At 35.7% G+C, this 16,452-nt stretch carries 8 protein-coding genes and 1 pseudogene; 6 read left to right on the forward strand and 3 right to left on the reverse strand.

Annotated elements, in window-relative coordinates; all coding sequences use genetic code 11:
- Positions 1–35 precede the first annotated feature (35 nt).
- Complete coding sequence (locus tag J7604_RS09305; protein WP_293894560.1) at positions 36–2,903, forward strand: T9SS type A sorting domain-containing protein; 2,868 nt, start codon at positions 36–38, stop codon at positions 2,901–2,903.
- Positions 2,904–2,958: 55 nt separating this feature from the next.
- On the opposite strand, the gene J7604_RS09310 is transcribed toward J7604_RS09305, so the two are convergent.
- Positions 2,959–3,783 carry a phospholipase A gene (locus tag J7604_RS09310; protein ID WP_293894563.1) on the reverse strand — a complete coding sequence of 275 codons (825 nt, stop codon included), beginning with the start codon at positions 3,781–3,783 and terminating at the stop codon, positions 2,959–2,961.
- Between the two features lie 121 nt (positions 3,784–3,904).
- On the opposite strand from J7604_RS09310, the gene J7604_RS09315 reads away from it, so the two are divergent.
- The 4 genes from J7604_RS09315 (at position 3,905) to J7604_RS09330 (ending at position 10,392) form a co-directional block, all read left to right on the forward strand.
- Positions 3,905–4,753: an aldo/keto reductase gene (locus J7604_RS09315; RefSeq protein WP_293894566.1), complete on the forward strand. Its 849-nt coding sequence runs from the start codon at positions 3,905–3,907 to the stop codon at positions 4,751–4,753.
- Positions 4,754–4,933: 180 nt separating this feature from the next.
- Positions 4,934–7,681 carry a T9SS type A sorting domain-containing protein gene (locus tag J7604_RS09320; RefSeq protein WP_293894569.1) on the forward strand — a complete coding sequence of 916 codons (2,748 nt, stop codon included), beginning with the start codon at positions 4,934–4,936 and terminating at the stop codon, positions 7,679–7,681.
- Between the two features lie 197 nt (positions 7,682–7,878).
- Entirely contained in the window at positions 7,879–8,976 is a 1,098-nt protein-coding gene (locus tag J7604_RS09325) for a hypothetical protein (RefSeq protein WP_293894572.1), read from the forward strand.
- Between the two features lie 51 nt (positions 8,977–9,027).
- Positions 9,028–10,392 carry an amino acid permease gene (locus tag J7604_RS09330; protein WP_293894575.1) on the forward strand — a complete coding sequence of 455 codons (1,365 nt, stop codon included), beginning with the start codon at positions 9,028–9,030 and terminating at the stop codon, positions 10,390–10,392.
- Between the two features lie 153 nt (positions 10,393–10,545).
- Here J7604_RS09330 and J7604_RS09335 read toward each other — a convergent pair whose 3' ends face one another.
- Together J7604_RS09335 and J7604_RS09340 are read right to left on the reverse strand one after the other, a co-directional pair.
- The gene (locus tag J7604_RS09335) at positions 10,546–12,180 is read right to left on the reverse strand and encodes an ELWxxDGT repeat protein (RefSeq protein ID WP_293894578.1); all 1,635 of its coding nucleotides are present in this window, start codon (positions 12,178–12,180) and stop codon (positions 10,546–10,548) included.
- Between the two features lie 341 nt (positions 12,181–12,521).
- Positions 12,522–15,917, reverse strand: a complete 3,396-nt coding sequence (locus J7604_RS09340; protein WP_293894581.1) for a T9SS type A sorting domain-containing protein — start codon at positions 15,915–15,917, stop codon at positions 12,522–12,524.
- Between the two features lie 174 nt (positions 15,918–16,091).
- Here J7604_RS09340 and J7604_RS09345 point away from each other — a divergent pair.
- Positions 16,092–16,452: pseudogene (locus J7604_RS09345) on the forward strand (hypothetical protein); the annotation flags it as partial.

The raw sequence follows: 16,452 nt of genomic DNA on the forward strand, positions 1-16,452 counted from the left end.
TTTCATTGTTTGCAAAAATTTAACTTTTAAAGTTTATGAATACTTATGTTAATATTTTAAAATTCATTTTGACTTTTATCTTTTTAATCTGCTTTAGGTTTAATGGCAGTTGTAAGGAGAGGATTATATTTTCTAAAGATATTAATGCTGCACCAACAAATATAACACTAAGCTCGACTAGTATTACAGAACTTAATTTTCCAGGTGTTTTTGTTGGAAAACTAGCAGCCACTGATGCTGATTCAAAGGATACACATACTTTCTCATTGGCAACAGGAGGGACGGATAACAATAGCTTTATGATCCGTAATGATTCGCTCTTTGGTAGAGAGGTTTTTACATATAAAAGGAAGTCGAGTTATAGTATTATCATTGAAGCAAATGACGGAACAAATACCTTTCAGAAAACATTCACTATTTCTGTTATAGCCATTCCAGTAAGGGTTGGATATAGTGGGTATAATGATACAACCAATCTAAGACTAAAGGTGATCAACTATGGTACCAGCAATCTAATCTATATTGGAGTTTATTATCCGGAAAAATATTATACTAATCCGGAGTTAAAATGGCCAGTCATAGTGCAGTTTGGTGGACTTGGTGAAATGGCTGGAGAAACAGGAACTTCATCAAAAATATGGTCCTTTGGCCCAATGAAGGATGTTAATAATAAAAAAGAATTTAATTACATTATAGTTTGTCCAATAGCAAAGAATAGCTGGGATCCGGTTACGAGAGGCGAAACCTTTAAATGGATAAATGAAAATATTTACAGTGATTCAAGAATAGACAGAAGCAGAATATTCACAACAGGAATTTCTAATGGAGCTCCGGATGCGCCTATGAGAGTGGAAGTGGATGGTAAGATGCCAGTTGCAGCTATCATAGCATTAGCACCGAGAGTAAATTCAAGCGTATGTCCAAGTTGGGGAGAGCTTAATAAAACAGCTCTCTGGGCTATGACAAGATATGATGATGCAAGGGGAAATGCTACTTCTAATTATAGCTCAGCACTCAATCAACCAGGCAGAGATGCAGATACTAGAGTAACTATTTTTTCAGGCTCAAATCATGATATCTGGAATTATGTCTATAATGGAGGCACTAAACAGGCCTTACAGCCAGACTTTCCAAACAATTCTCTTTATCCTGATCCAGCGTCTTTTCCGCCGTTAGGGAATATATACAATTACATGGACCAGATAAGGAGAACTGACATTGCTCAACCTCCTACAGAGCCCATGAATTTTGAAGTTTCTTTAGCAGGTATTTATGTTAATCTAAGCTGGAATGATTTTGCAACCAATGAAAAGATTGTTAGGATAAGAAGAAAAAGAGAAGGTGGTGAATTTACTGATATATATTCTGGAGCACCTATTACTTCTTATACAGACAAAAAAGCGATTCCGGGCAATAAATATTACTATCAGGTGAGATATGAGAACATTCCTGAAGTATCGAGCTGGACACCCTTAAAAAGTATCTTTATTCCTGAAAATAATATTCCCCGCACTGCCAATAATATCCTTCTTACAGGTAACACTGTGTTTGAAGAGAATACCACTGGTATTGTCGGAAAGCTTGAGGATAATGCTTATCCAAAAGCAACTTATTCAATCGTGGATAATCAGAACTTTATTATTCAGAATGATAGTTTGCTGGTTTTGGTAAACCCATATGATTATGAAATCAATAAAGAAATAAAGGTTGTTGTACGCGCAACTAATTCTGTTGGATTTTATGATGAAATATATACTATCAGCTTTACAGACGTTCCTGAAACACCTTATGATGATAAGATCGTTCAGATACATCTGGTTCATACAGCAACAGGTTTAACACAAACTTATTCGACTAAAGGTAATTTGTTCAACCTTCTTAGGTTTGCTAATTCAACTGCTACAAAATTCACTAATTCCAAGCCTTTAATTTGCAAAGACGGAAAAACAACTTCACCAGTAAACATAACCGTTTTTAAATCCGCTACGGAGGGGTTTACTTACAGTTCAGGAACAGCGGAAGGAAAAGTTACAGGTGATAATTCAGGAGTTGTACCGGATATAGTATTAAAGAACTTTCTTAGTTCTAAACTAACAGAGACGGGAGTCATTCAATTATCCGGACTTAATACATCTAAAAAATATACGGTTAAAACTTTATCGAATGGAAAGTATTTAGCCAATTGTACATCTTGTTTGGTTGATGTTACTGTTCAGGATAATTTGAAAAGTCAGTTTTATTCACCTGATAAAGCTTCATTCCTGACCTGGAATAATGTGGCTCCTGATGCTTCAGGAATAATTAACATTAAAGTAAATGCCGGTGATTCTTTGTCAGTAGGAGTTCTTAATGCTATTACTGTCCAGGAGGAGGTATATTCAATATCTCTAAGCAATTCAAGTATTGAAGGATATACTGTGGGGGTGGTAGGAGAGTTAAGCACTAGTTTACCCGGAGCTACTTTTACAATAACGGATAATGCCAATTTTGGAATCAGTAATAATAAGCTGTTTGTGCTGAATCCATACGATTATACTGTCACTAAATCAGATGTAGTAAAAGTAAAAGCTTCAAATGGTACTGAAAATGTTGAGTTTTCATTTACTATTACAATTACAGATCCATTGGTATTGAACAATAATAATCCAGCATCCATCAAGGATTTAATAGTATTTCCCAACCCTGCATCTTCTTATGTTATGATTGAATCAGAGTTGTTAAATGTAGAGGCTCCGATTTTCAAATTAAGAAATGTTTTAGGAAATAACATTGATGCTTTGTTTACCAGGTATAACGATGGTAAATTTTCCTTTGATGTATCATCTTTAAATGCAGGAGTATATTGGCTAGAGGCATTAATTCAAGGAATAGTTTATCATAAATCATTTGTAGTAACAAAGTAGGTTCTCCTTTTAAAGACACAAGCTGGTAAGTGTTTTTTTCATAACATGAAAGCGATCAATCAATGATTAATTTAGATGGAGTAATAGCCCATCCCAATCGGATTTTACTGGTTAGTTCATTATAGTAAAGAAGGTTTTCCGCATACCCTTCATATATCTGAAGGTATAAATATTGGTTGGAAAATTTAAATAGCCTATAAAAGAGGCCTATTTGAATACTACCTTTTTTTAAATCAGTTGAGGCTCCTTTCCTTGCTATAATATTGAGTTTTAATCTTTGTTGTTTTAAATTCCAGTAGAAACTTAGTTCACCATAACCGATATAGTCCAAAAGACTTGCATTGTCTCCGTATCCAAATGGATACCATGTTCTAATCCATAGTCTTTTGTTTTTAAAGAACATCATATAATTTAATGAAATGAAATTCCAGCTTCTTGAATAAATACTGTCTTTTCCATTGGATTCATGCTCTGCAGAGATTGATACTAGAGCATATTGAATGTTATCTTTAAAGAGAAACTTTCCTAATCCGAAGCCTGGATTATAATTTGAGTCCCCAAAAGGACTTGATTTCCTAAAAACCTCCCAGAATGTCTTTTGAGTGTAAATAAGAAATAAATAGGATTTAAATGGAAGAATAGTTTTGGTAAGCCTCTGCTTAAAACTTATTTGAAACTTGATGTCAGAATTATATTTGGATGGCTTTTCATTAAACGGTACTCCACTTATTAAATAATTCTCCTTATAAATTGTGAAAGATGGGGCCTGATCTATAAGTTTATTGAGGGAATCTTTCGATAGCTGCTGTGCAGATAAATTCTCAGGAATTAAAAGCAACTCCCAAACTAAGACCAGCAATGCTATCAGGAGATATTTCACACATTTTATTTTATAATAATTTCAAACCTGATGGATAGTTTTTTGTTGGTTTGAAAATTTAATAATCTTTATTGAATAAGGTTACTGCATATAAAAGAACTTAATTGAAATAAATAAAAATATGACTTCAAATTCAAATTCAACTTTCACCATAGGCGGAGATCTGACTGTTAACAGGATGGGCTTCGGTGCTATGAGGATTACCGGTGAGGGAATATGGGGACCTCCAGCTGATAAAAATGAAGCAATAAAGGTTTTGAAGAAATCTATTGAATTAGGTATCAATTTTATAGATACTGCAGATAGTTATGGCCCAAATGTATCTGAAGAGTTAATTGCAGAAGCATTGCACCCTTATCCCAAAGATTTAATTATAGGTACCAAAGGAGGTTTAACCAGAACTGGTCCTAATCAATGGCCGGTTAATTCTCATCCGGATCACCTGAAAAGAGCATTAGAAGGGAGTTTGAAGCGGTTAAAGCTTAATAGAATAGATTTATATCAGCTTCACAGAATTGATCCCTCTGTGCCTTTTGAAGATAGTTTGAGTTTTCTAAAGAATGCTCAGAAAGAAGGATTAATCAGGTATATTGGTTTGTCTGAAGTGAATATTGATGAAATAAAAAAAGCTCAGCAACACGTAAAGGTTGTTTCAGTTCAAAACAAATACAGTGTAGACAATCGCAAGTGGGAAGATGAACTAAGATATTGTGAACAAAATAACATTGCTTTTATCCCCTGGTATCCGCTGAATGCCGGTAATGTCAATGCTTTAGAGCTCTTAAATAAAATTGGAGCTAAATATAGTGCAAGTGCTCACCAGATAGCTCTGGCTTGGTTGCTGCATCATTCTCAGAACATATTGCTGATACCGGGAACTTCGAAAGTCAAACACCTTGAAGAAAATTATAAAGCGGTATCTATAAAACTATCCAAGGAAGATATCGATATTTTGGATAATATTGGATAATTAAATGAAGAGTATATGTTAATCTCATATGCTCTTCATTCAAATTAATTTTTTCTGATTATTTTTTTAAAATTCGTTACCTGCAAAAATCAGGATTGTATTTATTGAGTGTTAGAGTGCATTCTGTTGATTTATAATGGAATGTACAAAGGACTAACTTTTAAATACAACCGCATATTTATGAAAAGGATTTTGACAGGTAATTCTTTATTGTCTTTGACTCTGACTTTGGTATTAAGTGTCATTGTTCAGTTTAATGCCTATTCACAGTTTCCATTCATTCAAAGGAAAACCTGGGATGGCCCATATGATATAAAAATGATAGCTGCTCCTAATCTGGAACCTGTATATCTGGATCCTACTCAGGCAGCATTAAGCAAATTAAAGGCCGACAGTGTTATAAAGCATTCGACAATGCTTATGTCCGGTAAGGAGTTGAATATTAACAATGCATATAAAGGAGGTAGTCCCTTTGTTAAGTTATCTGACCTTACAAAGCAAGCTGCTCAATGTCCTGATGTAAACAGTCCTTGTACTGTTGGATTGCCAACTCAAAGTCCCAATTCCTCATGTTCTGTGAGATATGGAAGTCCTTCTAAATTACCAGACGTGTTTGTGAGCATGACTTATGCTGATTACGATAATGATCTCACCACCTTTAGCTCTTCAATGGCCGAACTAGAAATGTCTCCTTGCTCAGAGATTGAAGCAGCTTACCTTTACTGGACGGGCAGTTTGAAAGGAACTAATGATGATATAACACTATATACTCCTACTAAAAGTTATAACGGATCCGGAAATGTATTTATCACTAACTCGTCGGCTTATCCTACAGTTAAATTCAAAATGCCAGGAGGGAATTACGTAAATGTTACAGCTCCTGCAGCAAATGTGAGAATAGACGCGAAAAGATACTTATGTGTAGCGGATGTTACCAATCTTGTTCAGGGTGTGGGGAGTGGACAGTTTTGGGTGGGAAACATTCAGTCTTATCCGAATGAAAGTGAAGGAGGTTCTTGCAGTGGATGGGTGTTGACTGTTGTTTTCAGGTCACCATTAAGCCCACCGAGATTAATATCATTATGGGATGGATTACAAAGCGTAGACAAAGGCAATTCTCAGGACTTTGTTTTGTCTGGCTTGCAAGCACCTGCAACAAACAATTTTAAATCTTATGTTGGATTTGCTGTTCTCGACGGTGAAAATCTTGCAGCACAGATTGGAAAGGTGGCTCCGGAAGGATTGGGATTTAAGACGAACAATGGAGGCGCTAATTTTGAAATCAACCCATATAAAACAGATCAGCCATTGTATAGACTATGGACTGATAACGGATATCCGGCGAATAGTAGTGGTTCTGACAATAAAGATGGGTGTAATAAACCGTTGTTTGACGCTACTTGGGCGTCTGTGTATGATGGCATATCAAGTTCTCATATCAGCAGTTACAGTGAAAAGAACGGGAAGAATGGAAATGAAATAATAAGATTGCCATCAAACCCCAATACATTAGGTTTAGATGCTCATCATATCAAACTTCCGGATGGAGCAGTGGCCCCTGGTGCCACCCAGGCTACTCTTACAGTCAATGCAGGTCCCCAGGGAGGTACCAATCCTTTCCTTGCCTATATTGCAATTGAGCGTTTGCAACCAAAACTCACAATGGCTAAATCAGCCGACAAAAATTCAACAGCTTTGAGCACTGATATCACCTACCTGTTACGAATCAAGAATGAAGGTAATGATAAGTCTTTAGGTGGGGACATTATTTATGATACACTTGATATAGCCACTGACTTTATTGCAGGATCTCTATTGTCAAAGTCTTACGTGAGTGGTGTAGCAACAAGCCCTGCTGGAATAAGTTTATTGTCTTCTGCAGATAATAGATTGAGGATTTCAGTAAGCCAAAGTATTAAAGCCGGTGACTCAATAGATATAAGCTTTAAGGTACGTGTTAAAGACTATACTTCGGATTTAAATCTATGGGATGTACAGTGTAAAAGGTCTATCACCAATACAGCTTATATTGATTATAAAACAATAAGTTCTGGTGTATTGCAAAGCAAAAGCAATGCAAATGACTGTGGGATAGGTTCAGAAACCAAAGTGTTGATATTCGATACGCAGCTTGGTAATTCACTGGTTAAGAAACTTGGTCCGTTTGATGCATCAGAATATATGAGTGAAGAAGTCATCAAACATTTGAGACTGGCCTTAATCAATGCGGGTGTGAATGCTGCAGATATTACGGATTATGATTTAAGGGATGAGTTTTATAACAGATTAAAGTCAGGAGAAATTTTTGATGCATCGTCTGCAGGCCTTAAATTTTATGCTGTTCGTGATTACGCAACCTCCGGCAATTGTCAGGAGATTTATGAGATAAGCTACTCTTTCAGTATACTGCCAGTTACCTTCCTGTCATTTGAGGGACAACATGAAAATGGAAGAAACGTTCTTTCCTGGTCTACCTTAAATGAAATAAACAACGATCGTTTTATAATTGAGAGGAGCATCAACGGCAGGGAGTTTGAACTTGTAGGAGTAGTAAAAGGCAGCGGTAATACATCTTCAATAAGTGAATATTATTTTTCAGATATTGAACTTAATGAGTATGCATATTATTACAGAGTTAAACAGGTTGATGTCAATGGTATGTTTATGTTCAGCTCTGTTATTCAAATTGAAAACAATGTTCCTCAATGGCAGATATTTCCCAATCCTAATAATGGTAAGTTCTTTGTGAGATTTTTATCAAAGTCTTTCGAGCATATGGAAATATCAGATGCAACTGGAAAAATAATTCAGATGCTCGATTCATCAAGTCCTTCAGAGGTTTCAATAGAGGGTGTTGAAAGTGGAATATACTTTGCAAGGTTTTATACAACTAACTCAGTATATGTAAAGAAAATCATAGTCTACTGAGCTATAGATTTATCAAGTGAGATTGAATCAGAATCAATGATGGGTTTTTGTTAATTGTCCTGCATTTTTCCAACTCTTTTTTATATTAAATAAAGAACGTCAAGGGCAGAAGTATTATAAAATTTCCAGGAATCCCGATTTCCTGTAATTGTTCAGTTTATATATTTATTTGCCGGAGAAATCATTATCTTAGGATTATGAGAAACTTCGGCATTTTTTATTTAGCATTAGTTGTATTGTTTGCGTTATCAGTAAACCATCTTAAAGCACAAACAATTTCATTAACCAAGATAACGTCCCTAGGGCAAGGGGTCTCAGAAACTTCTGGGCTTTTGTATATAAATGGAAGAATATTTACGCACAATGATTCCGGAAATAAAGCAGAGTTATATGAACTTGATACAGCTTCAGGAGCTGTGAAGAGAAAAATAGTGGTGGCTAATGCTTCTAATGTTGATTGGGAAGATCTAAGTTCAGACGATAACTTTATTTACATTGGTGATTTTGGAAACAATAAGGGCGATCGTAAAAACTTAAGGATTTACAGGGTTTCCAGAGAACAATTATTATCTTCAGAAAACCTACTTGCAGATACAATCAGTTTTTCTTATAATGATCAGAAGACATTTTTACCCTCGCTTTATTCAACCAATTTTGATGCGGAATCATTTATTGTTGCAGAAAGTAATATTTATGTATTCACTAAAAATTGGGGAAATTTCAAAACAAATATTTACAAGCTACCTTCTCTGCCCGGCAATTACCAGGCTATTAAGACAGATAGCATAAATGTAAACGGACTTGTTACTTGTGCAACATTCAACCCCAGTGATAAAAATCTGATATTGGCAGGTTATACATTTTCAGAGGACTTTTTGTGCAAAGTATATTTTGATAACGGCAACGCGGACTTGTTGCAGAGAATTACCATTAATAATGCTAGTGGTATTCAGATTGAAGGGATATGCTACAGTGGAAATTATTATTACTTAAGCAATGAAACCTCTTCTGTATTATCTGCAAGTCTTTTTAAAATAAGTCTTTCAGACCTATTGACTGGCTTATTAGCAAATAAAAACAATAAAAATATAATCTCTGGTCCGATCAATAATTTACTGATTTTAGAAGACAATAAGTACCAAATATCAGTTTTTGACAGTTCTGGAAAGAAAATGTTTTATGGGGCTTCATCTTCAATAGCAACTTCTGATTGGCCTTCAGGGTTGTATATAGCATACATTACCAATATTCAACTGAACTATACTTCTATTGAAAAGTTGTTTGTTGAACATTGATAATTAATGCAAAATCAGATTGAAAAATAAATATAATCACTGAATGTTATTATGGGGAGAGCTGTCAATAAAGAATCTTTGGGAAATGGTAAGATTGGAGCTTTTTCTCTTTGGGCAATTGGCGTTAGTCTAGTAATATCAGGAGAATCATTTGGATGGAATATCGGATGGAGTTATACCGGTCCTTTTACCTTTTTTATTCCGTTCTTTATTTCGGCCCTTATGTATTATGCCTTGGTAAATTGTCTGGTTGAATTTGCCTGCGTTTATCCTCTGGCCGCTGGACCACATATATATGTTAAAAATGCTTTTGGAAAATCCTGGGGAGAGTTCATCTCACTGGCCTTGCTTATAGAGTTTTTATTCGCTACTCCTGCAATTGCAAATTCAATAGGAGAGTATTTAGGATTTTTGAATAATAACCTTGATTACTCCCCTTACATCGCTACCTGCTTCCTAACAATCTTCTGTTTAATAAATCTTTTTGATTTAAATCTCAGTGTGCTTTTTGCAATTATTCTTACAATGCTTGCTTTAGTTGAGTTAATGATATATCAGGTGGGTGTTGTTCCGTATTTTAATATTTCTAATCTGATAAAAAATAATTATGGAAGTGCAGATCTACTTTCTATGAGCAGGGCATTACCCTTTGCTATATGGATGTTTTTGGCGATAGAGGGCCTTTCTTTGTTTACAAGTAAAGTTCGTAAAGATAATTTCAGGAAGCATATTTCATTGGGGTATTTTGCTTCTTTCTGGACCTTACTTGTTTTTGCAGTTTTAATCCTTCTCCTGGCTGGGACAGGAGTAGGCTGGTCTGATGAAGCATGGTCTATAATAAGTAAAGATAGTCATCCCATGCCAGCGTCGCTTTCAATGATACTCCCGGCCAATTCAGGACTAGTAAAGGTTTTTACATTTATAGGCTTATTCGGTTTGATTGCTTCTCTTCAAGGTGTATTGCTTGCAGCAACCATACAACTGGAACACTTTTTTAAGAGAACTTCATTAACGGATAAACAAAAGCGTCTTTTAGCAACCGTATTAATCTATAGTATTTGTCTGATCGCAGTTTGGGGAAGTCAGACTTCATTTCTTATTGAGTTATCAGTATTAGGAGCAGTGAGTATGTATTTCGCAATCAGTCTAAGCCTTTTAAGGCTACGATCTTTAGGAGAAAGTAATTCTCATGCAACTATGGAAGGAAGGTGTGTTGAATTTAATTTAAATTATACTCATAATGATTTTAATAAAACAAAATCTACAACGTTTGCATGGATAGCTTTATTGATATCATTTGTTAGTATTATTATTTTAAGTTATAGCTTGCCTATTGCAGCAGGCTTATTTTTTGTATTGATTATAATTTTTGGAATAAAATATTTCAATTCAAAAGTAAAGGAATTTAAAGCTTAATTATTTCTTGATAATTAATAAATGTAACAGGTAGTCCTGAAGGTAAATGTTAAATTACTTCTGAATCGGAGTGGTTATAGTATCCTCTTTTTTTGTATCATTTACCACCTGTTTCAGAACGTGCCCTGTTACAATTAAGTACTACCGAAAGGTTTATTGTGCAATTACAAGCTTACCTTTTCCAATTATATTTCCATTAGTTTTAATCTGATAAACATACAATCCACTGTTAAGATTGTTACCAGTAAACTGGAATGTTCCAGATGTTGCCTCGAATGAATTTACCGTATTACCTGTAACGTCCATAATTTCTACTGTAGCAGCAGAAGCATCTCCGTTGAAGATAATATTAACTTCACTGCCATTATTTAAAATGTTTGGAGCCAACACTGCGTTCATTGTTTCAACAGGAGTGGTGGTATTAGCTAAAGTTCTTGCAGAAGATAATATTTTAACACTCCATAGCTCTCTTCCGAAATCTGGATTAGTTGCAGAGAAGAATAGATCATCGTTAGATACAACAAAATCTTGAGGGTTTGATGAACCTGTACCTTGACTGATATCTTCAAGAAGTGAAGTACCTTCTGTATTTCCATTGGTAATCCATATTTCAGCACCTTGAGCTGCAGTCTCGGCTCTGAAATATAATGCATCATTAAAGATAGTTAAAAAAGAAGGAGTGCTTGAAGCTGTACCAGGATTGATATCTTTTAGCAAAGTCGTTCCTGCATTTGTACCATTTGATTTCCAAAGTTCTGTTCCAAAATCTGAAGTGGTAGCTCTAAAGTAAATTGTATCACCCCATACTTTCATCTGATCAGGTGTTGATGAAGCATTTCCGGGATTGATGTCTTTTACTAATAATGTTCCTGCAGCATTACCATTTGTTTTCCAAAGCTCAGATCCATTTACACCATCATTGGCTCGGAAGTACATTACTTGGTTAAGTTTAACGAAATATGCAGGATCTGAAGAGGCTCCACCTGGATTAATATCTATTACTAAGGATGTAGCTTCAGTAATAGCATCCATTTTCCAAAGCTCAGTTCCGTGAGTTCCATCATTTGCAGTAAAATATAAATCTCCAAATGAGAACTTTAAAACTGAAGGATTAGAAGATCCAGCACCTGGATTGATATCGCTTACCAGCATTGTTCCTGCATTCGTTCCGTCTGTTTTCCAAAGCTCAGTTCCTTGGTCTTTTGTTGTAGCTTTGAAATATACTTTATCACCTATTAGTGTAAATGCTGTAGGTCTTGAAGATCCTGAACCTTCATTGATGTCTTTCAAAAGTTTAGTGCCATTTGTAGTACCATCTGTAATCCATAATTCGCGGCTGATAGCGCTTTTGTATGCAGAAAAATAAACCAGGTTGTTTATTACTTTTATGTCTGTTGGTTCAGAGGAAGCAACACCTGCGTTGATATCTTTCAAAAGAACAGTACCGTTTTTGGTTCCGTTACTTTTCCAAAGCTCAATACCTTTGTCACTTGTAGCTGCAGTGAAAAGCAAAGTACCCTTAAAGTTCACTAGTTTAGGAGCATCAATAGTTGGGGCAAATCCATTTTTTAACATAACGGTCCCATTTGGAGTTCCGTTACTTTTCCATAATTCAGTATTGTTGTTCACCATGAAATATACTGTTCCATTAATGTTAACAATAGAAGATGGAGATGATCCTGTAGACCCGTTTTCAATATCAAGTACCATGTTTGTTGCTACCTGTGCTTTCGAGGCAAAGCTGGTAAACATAAGTGCCATTGAGAGTGCGATAAATGTTTTTTTCATAATGTGAGATTAAGTGGATTAAGTAATGCTCAAAATTATGATCAAGGATTTTGAAATTAGGAAAAGAATTGTCAATTGTTGGTTATTGAATTATTATAAAATTCGGAAGCTAATGTTATTGAAAGGAAGAAGGATGGATTGATTAAAATTCTTTGAAAGCCTTGCTATTATGCATCTTCAGAGGGATAAATTTGGAGGATTTGTGATAAAAAATACTAGCAATAGTCATGAAAAAGATCCTTGCAGAGTTGAATATAAATAAAGCTTTCTAAGCTTGAATTTTAATATGGTTTATAATAAAAAAACCGGTTTTAAAACCGGTTTTTTTATTTAAGATACTTTTATCTGTTTTTAATTAATTTATATCGTTCTATAATATCTCCTATAGTTAGCTCCAGAATATAAACACCATTAGGTAATGATTCTCCAAATGTTAATTTACCGTTTCCGGAGATCGATATTCCACCTTCAATTAATAATCCTGAGATAGAATAAACCTTTAATAAACCTCGGTTGTCGGAAGGATTATTGAACTGGATATTGAAACTGTTATCAGTTGGATTTGGATATATTTTAAGGGAATTATCAGAATGATGATTAATGCTTCTTACAGGAGAGAAGTAGAAATCCCCGTTATAGTCCACTTGTTTTAACCTGTAATATACAATACCTGAAGGTGATTGGATATCAGTAAAGGAATATGAAAGGAGGATAGAAGAATTTCCACTTGCATTTACTTTTCCTATATCTTCAAAGTCTGTACCATCTGATGATGTCTGAATAATAAAGTATGAAGCATCTTTTTCTGAGATTGTCTGCCATGTTAATATTGCAACTCCTTTGTTCTCCGACACATTGAAGTTCAGAAGTTGCACTGGTAACACACAGTTTACACTGTTCACATCAACTGTCTTAGTCACAGAATAGACAGCTCCAAAACTTAGGTCATCCATTGCAAAAGCATTAGGAAGGTTATTGGCCGGTTGGTTTACACTTCTCAATTCGAGATTAACAGGTCCTGTTGTATTTGCAGTCCATGTAGCTGTTACATTATGCCAATTGTTATCAAGAGGCAATTGTATGTATTTTACGAATTGATTGTTTATATATAAGGCAAGTTTTGTAGTTTTTGCCCCATTAGGATAAATGGCACTGGCTGAAGTATCCGGGCTTGCCTTTGTGAATTCATTTAACGCATTAGTGAACCATCCTGAAAATCCAAATTCCGTTCCATTTGTTACATTTACAGAAGCTCTGTATGCTACTGTTCTAGTGGCATCATACCTTGAATCACCCATAAAATAATTCGGGGTTGCTGTACCGGTAGTATGGTCGTTGACGCTCTTGTAAAATACAGGAGAAGTAGTTGGTACTGGTCCTACAGCATAATTACCCGGATTCATTGCTGAAGTTGCATTGGCAGCAGTATAGGTTGTTGAAAAACCTGTATTTCCCTGAGAAAAATCACCATTTACAATTTGGTTGCTGAAAATGAATTTCGCAGAAGCTGTAAACTGTGTACTTTTGGCAGTTTCCGATTTTGCCTTTGTGATAATATTTGTTGGGCTCTTAATAGCATTAGTAGTTCCGGGTGTGCCCAACGTTGTATTTCTCCAGTACTGGAATATTCCGTTTGTCGTTGCATTTAACGTTACCGAATCTCCGCTACAAGCACTTACTGTTGCAGATATATCAAAACAGTCCTTGATTGTGATAGTAATTGTATCTTTCTGAGTGCCTGGAGCCCCGAATGATATGTCGTCTAGAGCAAAATCATGTCCTCCTGTTGCACTTCCCTGGTATATTTCTGAAAGTTTAAGTTTGACACTTCCACTGTTAGGTCCTGAATTCCAGACAGTACTGATTTTTTGCCATAAACCGACAGTTGCACTTAAGACAGGAGTAGATGCAAATGCAGGAACATCGTTAATATATAGCATTATTTGAGGCAATGGATTATTTGCAACATTGGTTGCATTATTATTTATTCCTGTTACTCCAGGAGGAATAACATAATTTATGTCGCCTTCAGCATTAAAATTGGTAACCCAGGCAGCAAATTCATAGTTTGTGTTTGGTTCTACTATCACATCCTGACTCCAAAGGTATTTGTTTTGGCCAGGTATAGGTCCTTCTTTGGAATCAACATACAAAAACTTTCCTGTACCTGTAGTGTGGTCTTCAATTGGCAACCATGCCTGAAAACCTGGCCAAAAGACGTAATTATTTATCGTGTAGTTTCCCACGCCTATCGTAAGACCTTTTCGTGCCGGGTATCCGATAGCGTAATTTACTGTAATTGAAGTAGCTCCGGATGGATCTTTATATATGTAATAAGTGCTTGGATTTACCTGAACATTCCCCAATTCAAAATCACCGTTTATAATTTGGTTTCCCACCGGAACCTCTCCTACAACAGGAATCTTGTAAGTTCCGGTAGCGGTAGGGCTGAATGTAGGAGTAGGAGAAGTTGTACTGCTAAGATTAGTTCCCGGTGGTCCCCAGTTAACTGGACCTGTAGCACCCTTTGCAAGCAGGTTTACAGTCTCGCCAAGACAAACAGGGGAGGTTTTATCAGCCTCAGCAAATAATATTCTTTTTTGAATCCACATTTGGTCGCTTTTTATACAACTTGTTTTGGAGATATGGGTACTGCTTTCTGCCACCTCTACAGTATATTTCCCAAATGCTGAAACTGTTATGGAGTTCTTTCCCGCGCCTTCAAAAGATGCTCCCAAAGGAAGGCCATCTTTATACCATTTGTAGTAAAATCCAGTCTGCAGTGGTGTAGACAATGTAATATTGGGTGGAATTGAAGTAACAATATTGGAACCTGTACTACTCTTGACAGAGGGTTGGTTTACATTGGCAGGTACACAGCAACCTGCTGAATTAGGAGTAATTGTAACTGTTTCTGTAGGACAAAGGGTTGTAATGTTTAAATCAAAAATACCTGGTACTTTATTCGTTTGGCCAGATATAGTCTTAGCTGCAGTTCCATAATTTAAAGTAGTAGTCCCTCCTATAGTATAAGTAGGTGATATAGGCGCAGCATTATTAAACCATTCAAAACCGCTAACTTGTTTGCTTCCAGTTTTTTCTGTTCCATCCGTTGTAATTACTCTTATTGTTCCAGATCCTGCACCTGCCGTAATTCCTTGTTCTGAGGCTGTTTTCATCACAGGAATTGTTACAAGGAAGATAGTATTATCACTTGTTGGTTTCAATTCGGAACATTTAGCATAATACCATTGAGAATAACTACCACCAGCAGCTACTTTAAAACTAAACTCATCGGTCGCACTACAAGCACTATACAATTTAACCGCTACAGTCAATGAGTTTAGTTTGAAATCAGTTGTTGTGGTATAGGGTAATGAAAAAGGGGTTGTATTATCATTCGCGCCTCCCATACTTCCAACATTTGTCGGAGCAACTGGGCCACCCGAATTTTTAACTTGCTTTTGGAAATAAAAAGTTTCTGACGCACCTAATGGTGCAGGGTACGTCATATCATAACCATTACCGAGTTTAAGTGTGTCATTCACAGTAGGAGTCAAATCGAACCAGAAGAAGTCGGTATTGGCCGTAGGTGTAGCATTTATTTTTACCTGAGGTTGTTGGCCAGGGCACTGATTTACAATTGTATAAGGTTCAAGTGTGCATTGTGCAAATCCTTCATTGGCAAAGAATATATAGAATAACAGACATGCTGAGGTAAATAAACTCCTTTTCATATACTAAAACTCATGGTTTGATAGATATTTCAAATATAATAAAATAAAGAAAATGTTTCCAGTTTCTTGGTTGTCTAATTATTTATAATGAAAGCATAAATTTCATCGGTAATATTAATTATTTGGTTTGTAATATGTTGAGTATTACATTCGGGATTTCAACCAAGCTATACTATGAAAACAAGATTTTTGTTTTGGTCAATAATAATTATTGGCTTCGCAATACCTGATAGAGTATTGGCATTACTCAACCCCGGTGATATTGCAATTATAGAATACAACGCCACTGATCCTGATGGTTTTTCTTTTCTTTTATTAACAGATATTCCAGAAGGAGAAGTAATTTATTTTACCGATTGTGGGTGGTCTGTTTCAGGCGCATTCAGAGAGAGTGAGGGGGTAATTAAATATATAACTCCCCCAGGCGGATTAAATAAAGGAGATATAGTATCTTTTAATTTTGATACGAGAAATGAAAATGGTTTTACAACCACTGGAGTAAATGGCTTCTTCGGATTATCTAAAGAAGGAGATC

Origin of the sequence: Sporocytophaga sp., from assembly GCF_017745095.1 — a bacterium.
Lineage (GTDB): Bacteria > Bacteroidota > Bacteroidia > Cytophagales > Cytophagaceae > Sporocytophaga.

Bases quoted from the DNA above. Each gene is read 5' to 3' on its own strand.
- J7604_RS09340 (WP_293894581.1), bottom strand. From the start codon at position 15,917: ATGAAAAGGAGTTTATTTACCTCAGCATGTCTGTTATTCTATATATTC.
- J7604_RS09325 (WP_293894572.1), top strand. From the start codon at position 7,879: ATGAGAAACTTCGGCATTTTTTATTTAGCATTAGTTGTATTGTTTGCG.
- J7604_RS09315 (WP_293894566.1), top strand. From the start codon at position 3,905: ATGACTTCAAATTCAAATTCAACTTTCACCATAGGCGGAGATCTGACT.
- J7604_RS09305 (WP_293894560.1), top strand. From the start codon at position 36: ATGAATACTTATGTTAATATTTTAAAATTCATTTTGACTTTTATCTTT.
- J7604_RS09330 (WP_293894575.1), top strand. From the start codon at position 9,028: ATGGGGAGAGCTGTCAATAAAGAATCTTTGGGAAATGGTAAGATTGGA.
- J7604_RS09320 (WP_293894569.1), top strand. From the start codon at position 4,934: ATGAAAAGGATTTTGACAGGTAATTCTTTATTGTCTTTGACTCTGACT.
- J7604_RS09335 (WP_293894578.1), bottom strand. From the start codon at position 12,180: ATGAAAAAAACATTTATCGCACTCTCAATGGCACTTATGTTTACCAGC.